At 63.6% G+C, this 19,527-nt stretch carries 16 protein-coding genes; 5 read left to right on the top strand and 11 right to left on the bottom strand.

The window, feature by feature from the left end; genetic code table 11:
• Positions 1-73 precede the first annotated feature (73 nt).
• The 10 genes from L1O02_RS02765 to bioB all read right to left on the bottom strand — a co-directional run bounded on the left by L1O02_RS02765 (position 74) and on the right by bioB (position 12,520).
• On the bottom strand, positions 74-1,852 hold the full coding sequence (locus L1O02_RS02765) for an acyl-CoA dehydrogenase C-terminal domain-containing protein (protein ID WP_108545135.1): 1,779 nt from the start codon (positions 1,850-1,852) through the stop codon (positions 74-76).
• A 185-nt stretch (positions 1,853-2,037) separates the two neighbouring features.
• Positions 2,038-3,834: an acyl-CoA dehydrogenase C-terminal domain-containing protein gene (locus L1O02_RS02760; RefSeq protein WP_235759510.1), complete on the bottom strand. Its 1,797-nt coding sequence runs from the start codon at positions 3,832-3,834 to the stop codon at positions 2,038-2,040.
• Positions 3,835-3,925: 91 nt separating this feature from the next.
• Positions 3,926-5,218, bottom strand: a complete 1,293-nt coding sequence (locus tag L1O02_RS02755) for a GGDEF domain-containing protein (protein ID WP_060841401.1) — start codon at positions 5,216-5,218, stop codon at positions 3,926-3,928.
• 220 nt (positions 5,219-5,438) lie between these two features.
• Positions 5,439-7,244 carry a phenylacyl-CoA dehydrogenase gene (locus L1O02_RS02750; RefSeq protein ID WP_060841402.1) on the bottom strand — a complete coding sequence of 602 codons (1,806 nt, stop codon included), beginning with the start codon at positions 7,242-7,244 and terminating at the stop codon, positions 5,439-5,441.
• Positions 7,245-7,543: 299 nt separating this feature from the next.
• Positions 7,544-7,840, bottom strand: coding sequence for a hypothetical protein (locus L1O02_RS02745; RefSeq protein ID WP_060841403.1), 297 nt, complete (start codon positions 7,838-7,840; stop codon positions 7,544-7,546).
• Between the two features lie 107 nt (positions 7,841-7,947).
• Positions 7,948-8,628: a dethiobiotin synthase gene (bioD, locus tag L1O02_RS02740; RefSeq protein WP_060841404.1), complete on the bottom strand. Its 681-nt coding sequence runs from the start codon at positions 8,626-8,628 to the stop codon at positions 7,948-7,950.
• Positions 8,625-9,437, bottom strand: a complete 813-nt coding sequence (gene bioC / locus L1O02_RS02735) for a malonyl-ACP O-methyltransferase BioC (RefSeq protein WP_108545133.1) — start codon at positions 9,435-9,437, stop codon at positions 8,625-8,627. Before bioC ends, bioD begins: the two co-directional genes overlap by 4 nt.
• Positions 9,430-10,161 carry an alpha/beta fold hydrolase gene (locus L1O02_RS02730; RefSeq protein WP_060841406.1) on the bottom strand — a complete coding sequence of 244 codons (732 nt, stop codon included), beginning with the start codon at positions 10,159-10,161 and terminating at the stop codon, positions 9,430-9,432. The genes bioC and L1O02_RS02730 overlap by 8 nt, the downstream gene beginning before the upstream one ends.
• Positions 10,154-11,332: an 8-amino-7-oxononanoate synthase gene (bioF, locus tag L1O02_RS02725; protein WP_108545132.1), complete on the bottom strand. Its 1,179-nt coding sequence runs from the start codon at positions 11,330-11,332 to the stop codon at positions 10,154-10,156. Before bioF ends, L1O02_RS02730 begins: the two co-directional genes overlap by 8 nt.
• Positions 11,333-11,464: 132 nt before the next feature.
• Positions 11,465-12,520 (bottom strand): biotin synthase BioB, encoded by a 1,056-nt coding sequence (gene bioB / locus L1O02_RS02720; protein ID WP_060841408.1) that lies wholly within the window; start codon positions 12,518-12,520, stop codon positions 11,465-11,467.
• A gap of 91 nt (positions 12,521-12,611) precedes the next feature.
• Here bioB and L1O02_RS02715 point away from each other — a divergent pair, with 91 nt between their 5' ends.
• The 5 genes from L1O02_RS02715 to rarD all read left to right on the top strand — a co-directional run bounded on the left by L1O02_RS02715 (position 12,612) and on the right by rarD (position 18,441).
• On the top strand, positions 12,612-13,352 hold the full coding sequence (locus L1O02_RS02715; protein ID WP_108545131.1) for a ComF family protein: 741 nt from the start codon (positions 12,612-12,614) through the stop codon (positions 13,350-13,352).
• A gap of 64 nt (positions 13,353-13,416) precedes the next feature.
• Complete coding sequence (locus tag L1O02_RS02710; protein WP_108545168.1) at positions 13,417-14,181, top strand: TOBE domain-containing protein; 765 nt, start codon at positions 13,417-13,419, stop codon at positions 14,179-14,181.
• 83 nt (positions 14,182-14,264) lie between these two features.
• A complete protein-coding gene (locus L1O02_RS02705; protein WP_108545130.1) occupies positions 14,265-16,169 on the top strand; it encodes a PhoX family phosphatase in 1,905 nt (634 codons plus the stop codon).
• 158 nt (positions 16,170-16,327) lie between these two features.
• Entirely contained in the window at positions 16,328-17,302 is a 975-nt protein-coding gene (locus L1O02_RS02700; RefSeq protein WP_060841411.1) for a serine/threonine protein kinase, read from the top strand.
• Positions 17,303-17,553: 251 nt separating this feature from the next.
• On the top strand, positions 17,554-18,441 hold the full coding sequence (gene rarD, locus L1O02_RS02695) for an EamA family transporter RarD (RefSeq protein ID WP_060841412.1): 888 nt from the start codon (positions 17,554-17,556) through the stop codon (positions 18,439-18,441).
• Positions 18,442-18,666: 225 nt separating this feature from the next.
• On the opposite strand, the gene L1O02_RS02690 is transcribed toward rarD, so the two are convergent.
• Positions 18,667-19,185, bottom strand: a complete 519-nt coding sequence (locus L1O02_RS02690; protein WP_060841413.1) for a glycine cleavage system protein R — start codon at positions 19,183-19,185, stop codon at positions 18,667-18,669.
• Positions 19,186-19,527: the final 342 nt, after the last annotated feature.

The following is a 19,527-nucleotide window of genomic DNA, read 5'->3' as shown; positions in this document are numbered from 1 at the left end:
TCAGCCGTCATCTACCGATATGGACGATCAGCAGCACGTTATGTAAGAGATTACTTACAAAGTCCCTTGCCCGTTAAAACTGCTCAGCCGGCAGCAGGAACAGCGATTCGCTACCCGCTTTCACCGAGGCGGTCAGGGAGTGAATACGCGGCAGCAGACGTGCAAAGTAGAACCGCGCGGTCCCCAGCTTGCTGGCATAGAACGCCTCTTCCTGCTCCTTGCCCAGGGCCGCCTTGGCCATCAACGCCCACATGTAGGCATAAGCGGTGTAGCCAAACACCTGCAGGTATTCCACCGATGCCGCACCGATTTCATTCGGGTTGCTGATCGCTCGATCCAGCAGCCAGGCGGTCAGCTCATCCAAGTTGTCCAGGGCCGCATTCAGCGGCCGGGTGAACTCTGCCAGCTGCCCATCGGCCGTCGCGGTGAAATGGCGGATCTCATCGGCGAACAGGCGGTAGAAAGCCCCGCCGCTGCCCACGATCTTGCGCCCCACCAGGTCCAGGGCCTGGATGCCGTTGGTGCCTTCGTAGATCTGGGTGATCCGCACGTCGCGCACCAGCTGTTCCTGGCCCCATTCACGAATGTAGCCATGCCCGCCAAAGATCTGCTGGCCATGCACCGTGGTTTCCAGGCCCAGGTCGGTCAGGAATGCCTTGGCCACGGGGGTCAGCAAGGCCACCAGGCTTTCCGCCCGCTGGCGGGTCTGGGCGTCCTCGCTGAACTTGGCGGTATCGAGCTGCATCGCCACATAGGTGGAAAATGCCCGACCGCCTTCGTTGGCGGCCTTCATGGTCAGCAGCATGCGCCGCACGTCCGGGTGCACGATGATCGGATCGGCGACCTTGTCCTTGGCTTGCGGCCCGGTCGGCGCACGACTCTGCAGACGGTCACGAGCATACTCGACAGCGTTCTGATAGGAGCGCTCACCGGTGGCCAGCCCCTGGATACCCACGCCCAGGCGCTCGTAGTTCATCATGGTGAACATCGCCGCCAGGCCCTTGTTCGGCTCGCCTACCAGGTAACCAATGGCCTGATCGAAGTTCATCACGCAGGTGGCCGAAGCCTGGATCCCCATCTTGTGCTCGATCGAACCGCAGCTCACCGGGTTGCGCTCGCCCAGGCTGCCATCGGCGTTGACCAGTAACTTGGGCACCAGGAACAGGGAAATCCCCTTGGGACCGGCCGGGGCGTCCGGCAGCTTGGCCAGCACCAGATGGATAATGTTTTCCGTCAGGTCGTGCTCACCACCGGTGATGAAGATCTTGGTCCCGCTGATGGCGTAGGCACCGTCGGCCCGGGGTTCGGCCTTGGTACGGATGATGCCCAGATCGGTACCGGCATGGGGCTCGGTCAGGCACATGGAACCGGCCCAGACACCGGCATACATGTTCGGCAGGTAAGTGGCTTTCAGCTCTTCGCTGGCGTGGGCGTTGATCGACAGGCAGGCGCCCGCCGTCAGCATCGGATACAGGCCAAAGGCCAGGCTCGCGGAGTTGACCATTTCCTCGACCTGGGCGGAAACCGCCTTGGGCATGCCCATGCCACCAAATTCGGGATCACCGCCCACGCCCACCCAACCGCCTTCGGCGTAGGTCTGATAGGCCTGGGGGAATCCCTGGGGAGTGGTGACCGCGGTGTCGTTCCAGTGACAGCCTTCCTCGTCGGCAGCGCGGCTCAGCGGAGCGATACTGCGGGCAGTGACCTTGCCCGCTTCCTCCAGAATCGCCTCGACCGTCTCGGCATCCACAGTCTCAGCCAATGCCGGCAACTGGGCCCAGAGTTTGGCGACCTCGAAAACTTCATTGAGGACGAAGCGCATATCGCGCAGGGGCGCTTTGTAGTCAGCCATGGCAAACCTCGCAGGATCTAAACAAGCGGACCGCAACGGGCCCATTGACGAAAAGCCGAGTGTACCCGAACAACTTTTGCGACACATAGGGTCAACTAGTGACTTTATTGTTATTTTTGGTCACAGCCATGAATACGCAAGACAAAGCCCGCGCGAAGCGGGCTTCATCCGGGCATCCCGGCTATTTACAGAGCGAACCAACGCGCCGGGAGCTGCATCAGGCAATCACTGCCGGCGTCGATCGCCGCCAGATGCGCAGCGGTACGCAGCAACAGGCGCTTGAAGTAGAACTCACAGGTCGCCAGCTTGGCGCGGGCAAAATCGCTGTCCCCCTGCCCGGCATCGAGCTGTTGCTGAGCCGCCAGGGCCATGCGCAGCCAGAGATAGGCCAGGACGATGTAACCGCTGTACATCAGGTAATCCAGGGCCGCCGCCCCCACTTCGTCCGGGTTCTTCAGCGCGGCCATGCCGATCCGGGTGGTCAACTCGCCCCACTGCCGGTTCAAGCCATCAAGTTGCGCAATATAGGCCTTGAGCTGAGGATGCTCGGCATGGGCCCCACAGAACCTGTGCACGATCTTGGTGAACCCCAGCAACAGCTTGCCCTGGCTGCCCAGAACCTTGCGCCCCAGCAAGTCCAGAGCCTGGATGCCGTTGGTGCCTTCATAGATCAGGGCGATACGACAATCGCGCACCAGTTGTTCCATGCCCCATTCACGAATGTAGCCGTGACCGCCAAACACCTGCATGCCGTGGTTGGTCACTTCAAGGCCGGTCTCGGTCATGAACGCCTTGCAGATCGGGGTCAGGAACGCCAGGAGGTTCTCGGCATCCTGACGCTGGGCCGGGTCGGTGTTCAGGTGGGCCACGTCCAGCAACTGGGCGGTGAAATAGGCCAGGGCACGGTTGCCCTCGTTGAAGGCTTTCATGGTCAACAGCATGCGCCGCACATCCGCATGGACGATGATCGGATCCGCCGCCTTGTCCGGGGACTTGGGCCCGCTCAGGGAGCGCATCTGCAAACGATCGTTGGCGTAGCGGACCGCGCCCTGGAAACTGGCTTCCCCCAGGCACAAGCCCTGCATCCCGGTGCCCAGGCGCGCGTGGTTCATCATGGTGAACATGCAGTTCAGGCCCTTGTTGGCCTCGCCCAGCAGAAAGCCCCTGGCCCCGTCGAAGTTCAATACGCAAGTGGCCGAGGCCTTGATCCCCATCTTGTGCTCGATGGAGCCGCAACTCAGCGCATTGCGCTCGCCGGCCTCTCCTGCCGCATCCGGCAGGAACTTGGGCACGATGAACAGGGAAATGCCCTTGGTCCCGGCCGGTGCGTCCGGCAGCTTGGCCAGCACCAGATGAATGATGTTCTCACTCATGTCGTGCTCGCCGGCAGAGATGAAAATCTTGCTCCCCGACACGGCATAGCTACCGTCGGCCCGGGGTATGGCGCGGGTCTTGATCAGCCCCAGATCCGTGCCGCAGTGGGCCTCGGTCAGGCACATGGTGCCGGTCCATTGCCCGGCGGTGAGTTTGCGCAGGTACAACTGTTTCTGCTCATGGCTGCCATGGGCATGAATCGCCGACATGGCGCCATGGGTCAGCCCCGGGTACATGCCCCAGGAGGTGTTGCTGGAACCCACCATCTCGCCGATCACCAGTCCCAGGGACTGGGGCAGCCCCTGGCCGCCATAGGCCGGATCGGCGGCCAGGCCATGCCAGCCGCCTTCGACGTATTGCGCGAAGGCCTGCTTGAAGCCCTTGGGGGTGGTCACTGCGCCATTGTCAAAATGGCAGCCTTCCTCGTCGCCCGAGCGATTCAGCGGGGCCAGGACGCTCTCGCAGAACTTCGCGCCTTCCTCAAGGATCGCGTGGACCATGTCCGGGCTGGCATCGCTGGCACCCAGCGCGGCATAGCCGGCATGAAAGTCAAAGACGTGATCGATCAGAAAGCGCATGTCGCGCAGGGGAGCTTGATACTCGGGCATGGTGGTTTCTCCGGCAGCAGATCAGCCCAACCTACTGCCGTCGCCCTCAGCCTGCCAATGACGCTGCAGTCGCTGAATGCACCGTCATCAGTCAACCCGCAGCGGTATCCATGCGCACCGCACCGCGGCGGTTCTGCCCGAACGCCATGACACAGTTACGGCCAGCACCCTTGGCGCTATAGAGCGCCTGGTCGGCGGCCTTGAGCACTTCCTCGGGGGTCCGGTGCTCCATCAGCCGCTCGGCGACACCGATACTGATGGTCACCGAAACACTGGATGCTCCCGCCGCGCCACGGCGCTGGCGCCCCTGTTGGTCATCCTGGGGACGGCTGTCCTGGTTGCGCAGCTGAATGTTGTAGGTGGCGATGATCTCGCGAATCATCTCCAGGTGCGGCATGCATTCATCCAGGGTCTTGCCGGCGAACACCACGGCGAACTCTTCCCCGCCATAGCGATAGGCCCGCCCGCCGCCGGTGACTTTCGACAACTTGCTGGCCACCAGCCGCAACACCTGGTCGCCCACGTCGTGGCCGTGGGTGTCGTTGAATTTCTTGAAGTGGTCGACGTCGGTCATGGCCAGCACATAGTTGCGCCCCAGGCGCTGCATCCGCTCATTGAGCGCCCGTCGCCCCGGCAGGCCAGTGAGCTCGTCGCGAAAGGCCATCTGATAGGCCTCATGGGCCACCGCCGCGGCGATCATCAGCATCACCTGGCTGCACATGATGTTCAGGGTGAAGGGCAGGATGAAGGTCTTGGGCAGCATCCAGAACAGCCCCAGCAGGCCCACCAGCTGCGCCGCGTGCAGCGGTCGCGGACTGCGCCAATACTGGATCGCCAACAACAGGAAGGCGGCGAAGAACACCGGATACGACAACTGGATCAGGCTCATCCAGCTGCCGTGCAAGGCCGGCCAGCGGATCTCCGCCAGCCAGTTCAGCAAGGCCTGCGGGTAACTCTGCTCCAGGCCCAGGGCCACACTGCCAAATGCCAGCAGCACGGCAAAGCGCGCCACCATGTCCTGAAACAGATGGGTGCGCTCCTGCCAGGCGGCGAACAGGCCAAACAGCAAGGGCAGCAGCAGACAGCACAGATGAAACACCACCGCCGCATCTTCGCGGACCCGGCCGTTATCCCGATAGAAGTCGGTCTGGGTATCCAGCAGGAAATAGGCGATGTACACCGTGACCATCAGGAACAGTTCGCGCTGACGACGATACACCGCGCAATAGGCTCCGCCGAGCAACAGCACCAGGGTTGGCAGCACGTTGAACAGCGAAGTGAAGAAGACGTTGAGGTCCTTGACGTAGGCGGCCGCCAGCCCCGCAAGCAAGAGCAGTAAAGACGGTAGAAAGTGACTGAAACGTACAGCGGAAGAACGCGGCAAGGGTAAAACTCCGACCCGGCTGATCAATAGATGGCATTGTGCCTTCGTTTACTGAAGTTGAGCACACTTGCTGTGACGGACATCACATTGCCATCTCTTTAACGGCAGGAAATCGCATCTGCTTAGCGTTTTAGTCGGGAATTTTCATGAAGAATCTGCGGGCACAAAAAAGCCGCTCGACCCGAAGGGCGAGCGGCTTGGCAAAGGCGTTCAGTCAGGCTCAGTAAGCCAGGCCGAAGTCCTCTTCCTTCATGTCCATCAGGTTGTTGGCACCCGACAGCATGCTGGCAACGTGCGTGCGGGTACGCGGCAGGATGCGCTGGAAGTAGAAGCGCGCCGTCTGCAGCTTGGCGGTGTAGAACGCCTCTTCGGTCGTACCGGCTGCCAGTTTTTCAGCCGCCAGGCGCGCCATGTCGGCCCAGAAGTAGGCCAGGCAGGCGTAACCGGAATACATCAGGTAGTCCACCGAAGCAGCACCGACTTCCTCACGGTCCTTCATCGCGGCCATGCCCACTTTCATGGTCAGCTCGCCCCACTCCTTGTTCAGTGCGGCCAGCGGTGCAACGAACTCCTTCACGGCCTCGTTGCCTTCGTTGTTCTGGCAGAACTTGTGGACGATCTTGGTGAAGCCCTTGAGCGCCTCGCCCTGAGTCATCAGCACTTTACGGCCCAGCAGGTCCAGAGCCTGGATGCCGGTGGTGCCTTCGTACAGCATCGAGATACGGCTGTCGCGAACGTTCTGCTCCATGCCCCACTCGGCGATGAAGCCGTGGCCACCGTAGATCTGCACACCGTGGTTGGCGGATTCGAAACCGACTTCGGTCATGAAGGCCTTGGCGATCGGCGTCATGAAAGCCAGCAGTGCATCGGCTTTCTTCTTCTCTTCTTCATCCACGCCGTACTTGACGATGTCCACCTGCTTGGCGGTGAAGTAGACCATCGCCCGGTTGCCTTCGGCGAAGGCTTTCATGGTCAGCAGCATGCGACGCACGTCAGGGTGCACGATGATCGGGTCAGCGGCCTTGTCCGGCGCTTTCGGGCCAGTCAGGGAGCGCATTTGCAGACGGTCGCGAGCGTATTTCAGACCACCCTGGAAGCCGATCTCGGCGTGGGCCAGGCCTTGCAGAGCAGTACCCAGACGCGCGGTGTTCATGAAGGTGAACATGCAGTTCAGGCCTTTGTTCGCCGGGCCGATGAGGAAACCGGTGGCCGCGTCGAAGTTCATCACGCAGGTGGCGTTACCGTGGATGCCCATCTTGTGTTCCAGGGAGCCGCAGCTCACCGCGTTGCGCTGGCCGACGCTGCCGTCGGCGTTGGGCAGGAACTTGGGCACGATGAACAGCGAGATGCCTTTGGTGCCGGCAGGTGCATCCGGCAGGCGGGCCAGAACGATATGGACGATGTTGTCGGCCATGTCGTGTTCACCGGCGGAGATGAAGATCTTGGTGCCGGTAACCTTGTAGGAACCATCAGCCTGAGGCTCGGCCTTGGTCCGCAGCATGCCCAGGTCGGTGCCGCAGTGCGGCTCGGTCAGGCACATGGTGCCGGTCCACTCGCCCGACACCAGCTTGGTCAGGTAGGCCTCTTGCTGCTCGGGGGTGCCGTGCTCGGAAATGGTGTTCATCGCGCCATGGGACAGGCCTGGGTACATGCCCCACGACCAGTTGGCCTCGCCGACCATTTCGCTCACGGCCAGGCCCAGGGACTCAGGCAGGCCCTGGCCACCGTGCGCGACGTCGTGAGCCAGGCTTGGCCAGCCGCCTTCGACGAATTGCTTGTAGGCTTCCTTGAAGCCGGTCGGGGTCTTAACGCCGGATTCACTCCAGGTGCAACCTTCCAGGTCGCCCACACGGTTCAGCGGAGCAAGCACCTGCTCACAAAACTTCGCACCTTCCTCGAGAATGGCGTCAACCATGTCCGGAGTGGCGTCCTGGCAAGCCGGGAGGCTCTGATAGTGCGCCTCATAGCCGAGCAGCTCGTCACGAACGAAGCGAATATCACGCAAGGGGGCCTTGTAGTCAGGCATAGCGATAAACCTCTGCTGATGTAACCGGGAATGAACAACCGCGTTGATTTTTTATAGCGGTCAAACAGGTGTTTGAAACATACGTTTAGGCCCAAATCTTGTCAAGCGCCGCTCCGATGCCTTTCGTCATCGAAACAAAACACACGCGCAGGCCAATACCCACAGCGCTGCCGTGAAGTGTAGGAGCCGGCTCACCGGCGATCAGTTACACAAGGAAATGAAGAAGAGGAACTACAGAAGGGAAAGGCATGAGCAAAAACCCGCCTCCCCTCAGGGAAACGGGCTTTTGCGCAAAGTGATCAAGCGTAGGTATCGATCAGGGTACCGAGCGCCTCATCAGAGGCCTTGGCAACCTTGACTCCCAGCTCCACCTGGATCTTGCCCATGGACATATCGACCATGCTGCTGGCCAGGTCCGACTCCTGGCTGCGATCCACGCCGTTCAGGCGATTGACCTGATCGGCAGACGCCCGGCTGTCGGAAGAGCGCTCGACGGCGCTGCTGGCGATCTGGCTGGAACCTTGATCGACACGATTCTGTCCGGCCTGAATGGCATTCAGTCCGGCGTAGAAAGCGCTGTTCCCGGAAATTTCCATGGAAGGACTCGACCTTGAAAATGAGTGACGGGTGTCATTGAAGCAGACGCGTCAAGAAAACACCCGTCAAAAACACTAATGGCAATATGCCTCTTCATAGGCAAAATCTAGTCCAGCAAGTCCAGTTGCAGGTGCTCGGCCACCGCCTCGGCGCTGGCCGGCTTGAGTCGCGGCACTCTGCCAAGGCACGGCGCAGGCAAGCGTTCAGCCAAAGTCGCCAGGTTTTCTTCCAGACGAGAGGTCTTCGGCTCGATGATATTGGCCACCCAGCCCGCCAGCTGCAGACCGTCCTGGGCAATCGCCTCGGCGCTCAGCAATGCGTGATTGATGCAACCCAGGCGCACGCCCACCACCAGAATCACCGGCAACCCCAGGGCCATGGCCAGGTCCGACAGATTGTCCTGATCGGCCAGGGGCACCCGCCAGCCCCCGGCCCCTTCAATCAGGGTGAAGTCCGCGCCCTTGGCCAACAATTCACGCATCGGCATCAACAGCGATTGCACCGTCAACGCCACACCGGCCTCCCGCGCCGCGAGATGGGGCGCGATGGCCGGCTCGAAGGCGAACGGGTTGACCTCTTCATAGCTCAGTGGCAACGACGACTGGGCCAGCAACGCCAGGGCATCGGCATTGCGCAGGCCCTTGGGACCCACCTCGCAACCGGAAGCCACCGGCTTGCCCGCCGCGGTGCTCAACCCGGCCAGACGCGCCGCGTGGAGCAGCCCGGCAGCGATGGTGGTCTTGCCCACATCGGTGTCGGTGCCAGTAATGAAATAGGCAGGACTCATGGCGCTTTCTCCAACACGGCGTAGACCACCTGATAAGTCGCCGGCAGCCCCCTGGGCTGACGAAAGCCTTCATAAGCCTCAATCAGCCCGGCGATACGCGCCCGTCCAGTGAGGCCGCCGGGGCGACCGGGGTTCAGATTGTGCGCACCCAAGGCCTTCAACTCATGGGTCAGGCTGCGCACATCCGGGTAATACAGCACATGGGGGCTCTTCTCCAGGCTGCGCACCTGCAGGCCGCTGGCCTCACACAACTGACGATAGCGTTCGAACTCACGGAAACGATTGACGTGCACCTGCCCGTCGACCCGCCCCCAGCTCTCGCGCAACTCGTGCAAGGTGCCGACACACAAGCTGGCAAAGGCCAGCACGCCCCCCGGTTGCAGCACCCGCCGAGCCTCGCTGAGCACCGCCGAAAAATCCGCACACCACTGCACCGCCAGGCTGGAAAAAATCAGTCCGCAACTGTCGTTCTGCAAGGGCAGGCGCTCGGCGTCGCCGGCGATGAAATGCTCGGCCCCGCCCAGAGGCCGCGCATGTTCGAGCATGCCCTGGGCGATATCCAGGGCCAGCCCCTGGCTGCCCGCAAAGCGTTGCCCCAGCACACGACTGAAATGCCCGGTGCCGCAACCCAGGTCGAGCCATCTGGCGGGGACGAGTCCTGCAGGCAAGCGATTCAACAACTGCTGGCCGACCGCTCGCTGCAACTCGGCGACACTGTCGTAACTGGCCGCAGCGCGGGAAAAAGAAGCCGCCACCTGACGCTTGTCAGGCAGGCCTGCGGGCAAGACAGCAACAGACAGATCAGTCATCACCGGACTCATGCAAGAAAGCCTGGATCGCCCCCGCCACTCCATGGGGATCCTCCAGAAGAAAACCGTGGCTGGCCTGCTCGATCAGGCCAACTTCTATATCCGGCAGCAAGGCCAGCAACTCGGCGGCCGCCTCGGCAGGCACCAGAGCATCCAGCCCGGCGAACAGGTGCAACTGCGGGCCGCGAAACCCCAGCAGGGCTTCACGCGTATCCAGCTGCGCCAACAACTCCAGGCCCGCCATCAGCACCGGCCCCGGCGTGGTCGGCGCGCCGCCCAGCAGCATCCGCGACAAGCCGCGGGGATCGGCCGCGCCCTGGGCACACAGCAGGGAAAAGCGCTTGAGGGTGGTGCGCGGATCAGCGGCGCAGCCGGCCAGGAAGCCGTCGAACGTCTCACCGGCCATGGCACTGGACCATTGCTCGTGCGCAACGAAACTGGGGTTGCTGGCCAGGGTCAACAAGCCGCAGCAGCGCTCGCCGCGTCGGGCCGCCAGCTCCGCGGCGAGCATACCGCCCAGGGACCAGCCCCCCAGCCAGGCGTCATCCGGCACCGCGTCATCGAGTTCGTCCAGCCATGCCTGCGGATCGCTGGAGGTCAGTTCCGGCAGGGGTTCGATCTCCACCCGCAAGTGTTCATCCAGCCCCTGCAACGCGGCAGCCAGGGGTTCCAGGGGCGACACGCCCAGCCCCCAGCCCGGCAACAGAATCAGTCGATCACGCATGGCTCGGCCTCGTTTGCAGTTCACTGAAACAATCCGCCAACGCGCTTAACAATAGCTGCACCTGCGCCTCGCTGTGGGCGGCGGACAACGTCACCCGCAGCCGAGCACTGCCGGCCGGCACGGTCGGCGGACGGATGGCGGTGACCATGATTCCCCGCGAGCGGAGCATCCGTGACAACTCCACGGCCCGGGCACTGTCGCCGACCATGATCGGCTGGATCGGGGTAAAGCTGTCCATCAGCTCCAGGCCAATCTGCTCGGCTCCCAGCCGGAACTGGCGGATCAGATTGGCCAGGTGCTCGCGCCGCCAGTGTTCGCTGCGCAGCAACTCCAGGCTCTTGCGCGTGGCGCAGGCCAGCGCTGGCGGTTGGCTGGTGGTGTAGATGTAGGGCCGGGCGAACTGGATCAGGGTTTCGATCAACTCCTCGCTGCCGGCGACAAAGGCCCCGGCGGTGCCGAACGCCTTGCCCAGGGTGCCCACCAGCACCGGCACTGCATCCAGCCCCAGGCCGAAGTGCTCCACCAGCCCGCCGCCATTGGCCCCCAGCGGGCCGAAACCATGGGCGTCGTCCACCATCAACCAGGCACCGCGGGCCGTGGTTTCCCGGACCAGGGCCGGCAGGTCGGCAACATTGCCGTCCATGCTGAATACCCCGTCGGTGACCACCAGGGTATTGCCGGTGGCCTTTTCCAGGCGCTTGGCCAGGCTGGCTGCATCGTTATGCAGATAGCGGTTGAAGCGGGCTCCCGAAAGCAGCCCGGCATCCAGTAGCGAGGCATGGTTGAGGCGATCCTCCAGCACCGTATCGCCCTGCCCGACCAGGGCCGTGACCGCACCGAGATTGGCCATGTAGCCCGTGCTGAACAGCAACGCCCGCGGGCGCCCCGTAAGGTCCGCCAGGGCTTCTTCCAACTCGTGGTGAGGCGTGCTGTGGCCAATCACCAGATGCGAGGCCCCACCGCCCACGCCCCAGCGGCTGGCCGCGTCGCGCCAGGCTTCGATCACTTGCGGATGATTGGCCAGGCCCAGGTAGTCGTTGTTGCAGAAGGCCAGCAACGGCTGGCCGTCCACCACCACTTGCGGCCCCTGGGGGCTTTCCAGCAGCGGACGCTGGCGATACAGATGTTCGGCACGGCGGGCAGCGAGGCGCGCGGCGAGATCAAAAGACATGCAGGCCTCGATGTTGGCTCACAGACACATTACCCGTAGGAGCGGGCTGGCCCGCGAAGCGAACAACCCGCTACCCGCCGGATTCGCGCGGTTCACGGGGTTCGCCGGCAAGCCGGCTCCTACGGCACAGGGTCAGACGGCGGCGTTGTAGAACTGCTCGCTGCTTTTCTGCTCCACCAGGGCCTGCTCGATAGCCGCCTGATGCACTTCGTCGGCATGCTCTTCCCGGGCTTCGGGCTGGATGCCCAGACGGGCGAACAGTTGCATGTCCTTGTCGGCCTGGGGGTTGGCGGTGGTCAGCAGCTTGTCGCCATAGAAAATCGAGTTGGCACCGGCGAAGAAAGCCAGGGCCTGCATCTGCTCGTTCATCGCTTCGCGACCGGCGGACAGGCGCACGTGGGATTGCGGCATGAGGATCCGCGCCACCGCGAGCATGCGGATGAAGTCGAACGGATCCACGTCTTCGGCGTTTTCCAGGGGGGTGCCGGCCACTTTCACCAGCATGTTGATCGGCACCGACTCCGGATGCTCCGGCAGGTTGGCCAGCTGGATCAGCAGACCGGCGCGGTCGTCGAGGGATTCGCCCATGCCGAGGATGCCGCCGGAGCAGATCTTCATCCCCGCGTCGCGCACGTAGGCCAGGGTCTGCAGGCGCTCACTGTAGGTGCGGGTGGTGATGATGCTGCCGTAGAACTCCGGCGAGGTGTCGAGGTTGTGGTTGTAGTAGTCCAGGCCGGCCTTGGCCAGGGCTTCGGTCTGCTCCTGATCCAGGCGCCCCAGGGTCATGCAGGTTTCCAGGCCCATGGCCTTCACGCCTTTGACCATCTCCAGCACATAGGGCATGTCCTTGGCCGACGGGTGTTTCCAGGCGGCGCCCATGCAGAAACGCGTGGAACCAATGGCCTTGGCCCGGGCGGCTTCTTCCAGGACCTTCTGCACTTCCAGAAGTTTTTCCTTTTCTAGGCCGGTGTTGTAGTGACCGGACTGCGGACAATATTTGCAATCTTCCGGGCAGGCGCCGGTCTTGATCGACAGCAGCGTGGAAACCTGGACCCGATTGGCATCGAAATGCGCGCGGTGCACCGTCTGCGCCTGGAACAGCAAGTCATTGAACGGCTGGACGAACAGGGCTTTGACTTCAGCCAAAGTCCAGTCATGACGCAGGGTAGCGGTGGTGCTGGCGCTCATGGGCGATTCCTTGATTATGCTTGGCAAGCGGCGCTGGACAGGGAAGGTCCGCGGCCGCGACACGGATGTCCGGCATATTTATGGAAGCGCCATGCACTGTCAACCCGATTACAAAGGACCGGTTTACATCTGGTCAAAAAACACACAGGCCTGCCTGCTGTGCGATGAGCCCAGCGATTCGCTCCTGGCCCTGTGCAGCGCCTGCCAGGATGAGCTGCCCTGGCTGGGCGCCCAATGTTCGGTCTGTGCCCTGCCGCTGCCCGCCGCCGACCTGACCTGTGGCCAGTGCCTGCAACGCCCTCGCGCCTTTCAACGGGTCATCGTGCCCTGGCGCTACGACTTTCCGCTGGACAGCCTGATCAGCCGCTTCAAGCATCAGGAGAAATGGCCTTTTGGCCGCCTGATGGCCGAACTTCTTGCCCAGTTCCTGCGTTTTCGCTTCGACGAGGGCCTGCCCCGGCCCGACTGCCTGCTACCGGTGCCGCTGTCCCGCCGACGCCTGCGCCAGCGGGGGTTCAACCAGGCCGAAATGCTCGCCCGATGGCTGGGACAGCCCCTGCACCTGGCAGTGGAGCCTGACCTGCTGCGGCGCATCCAGGACACCCCGGCACAGCAGGGCCTGAGTGCACGGGCCCGGCGACGCAACCTGAGCCAGGCATTCGCCCTCACCGCCAACGCACCCGTGGCGGGCCGGCACCTGGCCCTGGTGGACGACGTCCTCACCACCGGGGCCACCGCCCAGGCCCTGGCGCAGTTGCTGATGGAGGCCGGTGCCCGACAGGTGGATGTCTATTGCCTGGCCCGCACGCCAGGAGCCGAGCACCGCGACTGACTTGACTCTCATTGCCCAAGTCGCAAACTCCCTGTCCACCTTCAGTGCCCGAAGCCGCCCAGCCATGTCCCTGCCCACTCTGTTGACACAGCACATCGTCCGCCGCCCGCAGCGCATAGCCCTGCTCCAGCACATTGCCGAACAGGGCTCCATCACCCGCGCGGCCAAAAGCGCCGGCCTGAGCTACAAGGGCGCCTGGGACGCCATCGACGAGCTGAACAACCTGGCCGCAAGCCCGCTGGTCGAGCGCAGCGTCGGCGGCAAGGGCGGCGGCGGTGCCAGGCTGACGCTCGAAGGCCAGCGCGTGCTGCGCCTCTACCAACGCCTGCAAACCCTGCAAGCCCAGGTCCTGGAAGCCGCGGAGGAGGCCAGCGACCTCGACCTGCTGGGACGCCTGATGCTGCGCACCAGCGCCCGCAACCAGTTGCACGGCAAGGTCCAGGCCATCGCCCGCCAGGGCTGCAACGACCTGATCAGCCTGGGGCTGGCCGAGGGCCTGATTCTCAAGGCGCAAATCACCCACGACAGCACCCAGCGCCTGGAACTGGCCGCCGGCACCGAGGTGGTGGCGCTGATCAAGGCCGGCTGGCTGGAGCTGCACCCCATCGGCGCCCCGGCAACAACTGGACACAATTGCCTGAACGGCACCATCGAGCAGATTCTCGACGCCGAAGATGGCCCCTGCGAAGTCAGAGTGCTCCTGCCCAACGGCCAGACCCTCTGCGCCCTGGCCGAGCCCTGCCGGCTCAAAGACCTCGGGCTTGGAGAACGCCAGGCCGTCCAGGTGCACTTTTCCCCCGCCCAGGTCCTGCTCGGTACCCCGCTCTAAGCCGTAACCGGCGTCTTGCGACTGCAACCTGTTCGTCATAGAGGCTCACTAAGGTGGCTGCAAAAACCTTCAGGGAGCCTGATATGAGCCTGCTATTGGAAGAAGACCAACCCACCGACCTGGAACAGATGGTCGGCCTCAGCCGCCGCGGTTTCATCGGTGCCGGAGCCCTGTGCGGCGCCGCGCTGTTTCTCGGTGGCGGACTGCTCGGCCGCAGCGCCCTGGCCGCCAGTGTCAGCGCCGGCAACAGCCAGCTGCTGGGCTTTACCGGCATTGCTGCGGCCACCAGCGACAGCATCACCCTGCCACCGGGCTACCAGTCCTCGGTGCTGATCAGCTGGGGCCAGCCGCTGGCCAAGAACGGACCGGCCTTCGACCCCAGCGGCAATGGCACCGCCCAGGCCCAGGAAGTGCAGTTCGGCGACAACAACGACGGCATGAGCCTGTTCGCCTTTGCGGACGACAAGCACCGGGCGCTGATGGCGATCAACAACGAATACACCAACTACCGCTACCTCTATCCCCACGGCGGCCAGCCGCAATCGGCCGAAGACGTGCGCAAGGCCCAGGCCAGCGAAGGGGTGTCGGTGATCGAAGTGCAGTACAGGAACGGCCAATGGCAGTTCGTCCAGGGCTCGCGCTACAACCGGCGCATCCACGGCAACACACCGATCCGCCTCAGCGGCCCCGCCGCCGGCCACGACCTGCTCAAGACCGCGGCCGATCCCAAGGGCAAGAAGGTCCTCGGCACCTTCCAGAACTGCGCCAACGGCAAGACGCCCTGGGGCACCTACCTGACCTGCGAAGAGAACTTCACCGACTGTTTCGGCAGCAGCAACCCCGAGCAGAAGTTCGACGCCGCGCAGAAACGCTACGGCGCCGTGGTGGCCAGCAAGGAGATCAACTGGCATCCCCACGATCCGCGCTTCGACCTGGCGAAGAACCCCAATGAACTCAACCGCCACGGCTGGGTGGTGGAAATCGATCCCTTCGATCCGCAATCGACCCCGGTCAAGCGCACCGCCCTGGGCCGCTTCAAGCATGAAAACGCCGCCCTGGCGCAAACCCGTGACGGACGCGCCGTGGTCTACATGGGCGATGACGAGCGCGGCGAATTCATCTACAAGTTCATCAGCCGCGACAAGATCAACCACCGCAACCCCAAGGCCAACCGCGACCTGCTGGACCACGGCACCTTGTACGTGGCGCGCTTCGATGCCGGTGACGGCAATCCGGACCGGCCCAAGGGCCAGGGTCAGTGGATCGAGCTGACCCACGGCAAGAACGGCATCGACACCAGCAGCGGCTTCGCCGACCAGGGCCAGGTGCTGATCCAGGCGCGCCTGGCCGCCAGCGTGGTCCAGGCCACCCGCATGGACCGTCCTGAATGGATTGTGGTCAGCCCCAAGGACGGCCAGGTCTATTGCACCCTGACCAACAACGTCAAACGCGGCGAAGACGGCCAGCCGGTGGGCGGGCCCAACCCGCGGGAGAAGAACGTCTACGGGCAGATCCTGCGCTGGCGCACCGGCAACGACGATCATGGCGCCCTGAGTTTCACCTGGGACCTGTTCGTGGTCGCCGGCAACCCCGGCGTGCATCCCGGCCAGGCCAAGGGCGGCTCGTCCAACATCACCCCAGAGAACATGTTCAACAGCCCCGACGGCCTGGGTTTCGACCAGGCCGGACGCCTGTGGATCCTCACCGACGGCGACTACAGCAACAGCGGCGACTTCGCCGGCATGGGCAACAACCAGATGCTCTGCGCCGACCCGGAGAGCGGCGAGATCCGCCGCTTCATGGTGGGGCCCGTGGGTTGCGAGGTCACCGGGATCGCCTTCGCCCCGGACCAGAAGACCCTGTTCGTCGGCATCCAGCACCCCGGAGAAAACGGCGGCTCGACCTTCCCCGAGCACCTGCCCAACGGCAAGCCGCGCTCCTCGGTAATGGCCATCACCCGGGAAGACGGCGGCATCATCGGCGCCTGATCCTGCTTCCCGTCCGGCCGGTCCCTACCCGTGCAGGGGCCGGCTCGCCGACGAGCCCGGCGCCCTGCCCGACCGCCGGAAAACCCTCCCCCGCTGGCCCGCCGTCTGCGTTACCATGCCTGGCCGGACGCGGCAGCCTGCTGCGAGCAGGAGTAAGCATGTCGCACCCGTTTGAAACACTGACCCCCGATCTGGTCCTGGACGCCGTTGAAAGCATCGGTTTTCTCAGCGACGCCCGTGTATTGGCGCTCAACAGCTACGAAAACCGCGTCTATCAGGTAGGCATCGACGAAAGCGAACCACTGATCGCCAAGTTCTACCGGCCCCAGCGCTGGACCAACGAAGCCATTCTCGAAGAGCACCGCTTCACCTTCGAACTGGCCGAGTGCGAGGTTCCGGTGGTGGCGCCAATCGTCCACGACGGCGCCAGCCTGTTCGAACACGCGGGCTTTCGTTTCGCCCTGTTTCCCCGCCGCGGCGGCAGGGCCCCGGAACCGGGCAACCTGGACCAGCTCTATCGCCTCGGACAACTGCTCGGGCGCCTGCACGCCGTGGGCGCGACCCGCCCCTTCGAGCACCGCGAGGCCCTGGGGGTGCAGAACTTCGGCCACGAGTCCCTGGCCACCCTGCTGCAAGGCAACTTCATTCCCAAGAGCCTGCTGCCGGCCTACGAGTCCGTGGCCCGGGACCTGCTCAAGCGGGTGGAAGAGGTGTACCAGGCCACCCCGCACCAGAACATCCGCATGCACGGCGATTGCCACCCGGGCAACATGATGTGCCGCGACGAGATGTTCCATATCGTCGACCTGGATGACTGCCGCATGGGGCCTGCCGTGCAGGACCTGTGGATGATGCTCGCCGGCGATCGCCAGGACTGCCTCGGCCAGCTCTCGGAACTGATGGACGGCTACAGCGAGTTCCACGATTTCAACCCGCGGGAGCTGGCCCTGATCGAACCGCTGCGGGCCCTGCGCCTGATGCACTACAGCGCCTGGCTGGCCCGGCGCTGGGACGATCCGGCGTTCCCCCACAGCTTTCCCTGGTTCGGCAGCGAGCGTTACTGGGGCGAACAGATCCTGGCCCTGCGCGAACAGCTGGCGGCCCTCAACGAAGAGCCCCTCAAACTGTTCTGACCCTGCCTGCAGGAGCTGGCTTGCCAGCGAAGGGGCCCATGAGATCGCCTTCGCCGGCAAGCCGGCTCCTACAAGAATCCGCCTTGATACAGCGCCAACTGTAGGAGCTGGCTCGCCAGCGAAGAGGCCCGTAAGTTCGCCATTGCCCACAAGCCCTCCCCCAAAGAAACGGGCGGCGCAAAAGTCAGGACAGGTCTAGACAATTGTCCTTACAATTGCCGCTTTGTTAGCTGCCTAAGCAAGGACTCTCCATGCAAGCCGCCAACCCGCGTCGCGGGTACATTCTGGGCCTGACCGCCTACATCATCTGGGGTCTGTTTCCGCTCTATTTCAAAGCCATCGCCAGCGTTCCCGCCGTGGAAATCATCATCCACCGGGTGCTCTGGTCGGCGCTGTTCGGCGCCCTGTTGCTGATGGTGTGGAAGCATCCGGGCTGGTGGCGCGAGCTGCGGGACAACCCCAAGCGACTGGCGATCCTGGCCCTGAGCGGCACCTTGATCGCCGGCAACTGGCTGACCTATGTCTGGGCGGTGAACAACGGACGCATGCTTGAAGCGAGCCTGGGCTACTACATCAACCCCCTGGTCAATGTCCTGCTGGGCATGCTGATTCTCGGCGAACGCCTGCGCCGCCTGCAGTGGCTGGCGGTGATCCTGGCGGCGCTGGGGGTGGCCCAGCAAGTGTGGCAGGTGGGCAGCCTGCCCTGGGTGTCGCTGATACTGGCCCTGAGCTTCGGTTTCTATGGGTTGATCCGCAAACAGGCACCGGTCAAGGCCCTGCCCGGGCTGGTGGTGGAAACCTGGATGCTGGTGCCCATCGCCCTGGCCTGGCTCCTGCTGCACCCCGATGCCAGCAGTGCCCATGCCGAATTCTGGAGCAGCTCCCAAGCCTGGTGGCTGGTGGCCGCAGGTCCAGTCACGCTGATTCCCCTGGTGTGCTTCAACGCCGCCGCCCGGGACCTGCCCTACACTACCCTGGGCTTCCTGCAATATCTGGCGCCGACCCTGGTGCTGCTACAGGCGGTGCTGCTGTTTGGCGAACAGCTGTCCTCCAGTACCCTGCTGGCCTTCATGTTCATCTGGGCGGGACTGGCGGTGTACAGCGTCGATGCCTGGTTCAGCCTGCGCGGCCGGCGCTGATCAAAAAACACCCAACACTCTGCAGGCCAAGCCGGTCGTGGCCTGCAGCGGTTCTTCCCAAGGTTATCCACAACCTGATCCCCGCCCTTTGTGCACAAGCCCTTGAAATTGATGGTTTTTTGATCAAGCTCCGGAAAGCCGCGGCGCCGTTGGGCTGGCGCCGGGTCTCTACAGGTTATCCACAGGCGCATGCACGGTTTACTGGGATAACCCGCAGGGCGGCACTCAGACCTCGCTGCGCAGCACCAACTCCACCATCAGGTCGTCGGCCAGGGTTTCCAGGCGCGACTGCAATACATCCAGCGACAGGGTCAGAGGCACCGCCAGAATCGCCTCCGCGTGAAACAGCGGCTCGCTGCTCATGGGCGCCGGGCGCACCTCGGTCACCAGCCGTTCGAGATTGACCCCCTGCTCCGCCAGCAAGCGCGTGATGTCGCGAACGATCCCCGGGCGGTCGTTGCCCACCAGCTCCATGGCGATGGGTTTCCAGGTGCAGGACTGTTCGATGCCACTTTCGGCGATCAACACCCGGATACCCTGGGCCGACAAACCCTGCAAGGCATCCACCAGCTCGTCGTAGGCCTCGGCCGGCACCCCGACCCGCAGGATGCCGGCAAACTGCCCGGCCATGCGCGAGAGGCGGCTTTCCAGCCAGTTGCCCCCATGTTCGGCGATGCACTGGGCGATCCGCTCGACCTGTCCGGCCTTGTCCGGGGCGAATACCGTGAGAACGAGATGGTCCATGGCGCAGCCCTCTTGGGTGAGTGAAAGAGCAATTATAGGCAGCCTCATTCCCCGCGCCTTGCCGCTCCATCGCAAGGGGCAAGGATCAAAGCGGGCGGGTGCAGGGGCTGGCATGCCAGCCAAGGCGCTGGAAAGACCGGCACAGACCCCAAGGATCCTTTCGCCGGCCAGCCGACACCTGGAAGCGCGTGCAGGGCAAAACACAAATCGTGTACAACTTTTTGTATTTATATGGAACAATCCACCGGCTTTTTGAGAACACCGCGTCCCCCAGCGTGACCGCACTGCATTCTTAAGTCGCGGAACGACGAATTTAGTCTAATTTTCACAACCGCAATTCAT

The organism is Pseudomonas sp. BC42, from assembly GCF_021560055.1.
GTDB lineage: Bacteria > Pseudomonadota > Gammaproteobacteria > Pseudomonadales > Pseudomonadaceae > Aquipseudomonas.
The sequence above is the reverse complement of the archived record's forward strand: the minus strand, read 5'-3'. Positions and strand labels throughout refer to the sequence as shown.

Coding starts and splice junctions, on each gene's coding strand:
- L1O02_RS02765 (WP_108545135.1), bottom strand. CDS start 1,852: ATGGCTGACTACAAAGCGCCCCTGCGCGATATGCGCTTCGTCCTCAAT.
- L1O02_RS02760 (WP_235759510.1), bottom strand. CDS start 3,834: ATGCCCGAGTATCAAGCTCCCCTGCGCGACATGCGCTTTCTGATCGAT.
- L1O02_RS02750 (WP_060841402.1), bottom strand. CDS start 7,244: ATGCCTGACTACAAGGCCCCCTTGCGTGATATTCGCTTCGTTCGTGAC.
- L1O02_RS02745 (WP_060841403.1), bottom strand. CDS start 7,840: ATGGAAATTTCCGGGAACAGCGCTTTCTACGCCGGACTGAATGCCATT.
- bioD (WP_060841404.1), bottom strand. CDS start 8,628: ATGAGTCCTGCCTATTTCATTACTGGCACCGACACCGATGTGGGCAAG.
- bioC (WP_108545133.1), bottom strand. CDS start 9,437: ATGACTGATCTGTCTGTTGCTGTCTTGCCCGCAGGCCTGCCTGACAAG.
- L1O02_RS02730 (WP_060841406.1), bottom strand. CDS start 10,161: ATGCGTGATCGACTGATTCTGTTGCCGGGCTGGGGGCTGGGCGTGTCG.
- bioF (WP_108545132.1), bottom strand. CDS start 11,332: ATGTCTTTTGATCTCGCCGCGCGCCTCGCTGCCCGCCGTGCCGAACAT.
- bioB (WP_060841408.1), bottom strand. CDS start 12,520: ATGAGCGCCAGCACCACCGCTACCCTGCGTCATGACTGGACTTTGGCT.
- L1O02_RS02715 (WP_108545131.1), top strand. CDS start 12,612: ATGCACTGTCAACCCGATTACAAAGGACCGGTTTACATCTGGTCAAAA.
- L1O02_RS02710 (WP_108545168.1), top strand. CDS start 13,417: ATGTCCCTGCCCACTCTGTTGACACAGCACATCGTCCGCCGCCCGCAG.
- L1O02_RS02705 (WP_108545130.1), top strand. CDS start 14,265: ATGAGCCTGCTATTGGAAGAAGACCAACCCACCGACCTGGAACAGATG.
- L1O02_RS02700 (WP_060841411.1), top strand. CDS start 16,328: ATGTCGCACCCGTTTGAAACACTGACCCCCGATCTGGTCCTGGACGCC.
- rarD (WP_060841412.1), top strand. CDS start 17,554: ATGCAAGCCGCCAACCCGCGTCGCGGGTACATTCTGGGCCTGACCGCC.
- L1O02_RS02690 (WP_060841413.1), bottom strand. CDS start 19,185: ATGGACCATCTCGTTCTCACGGTATTCGCCCCGGACAAGGCCGGACAG.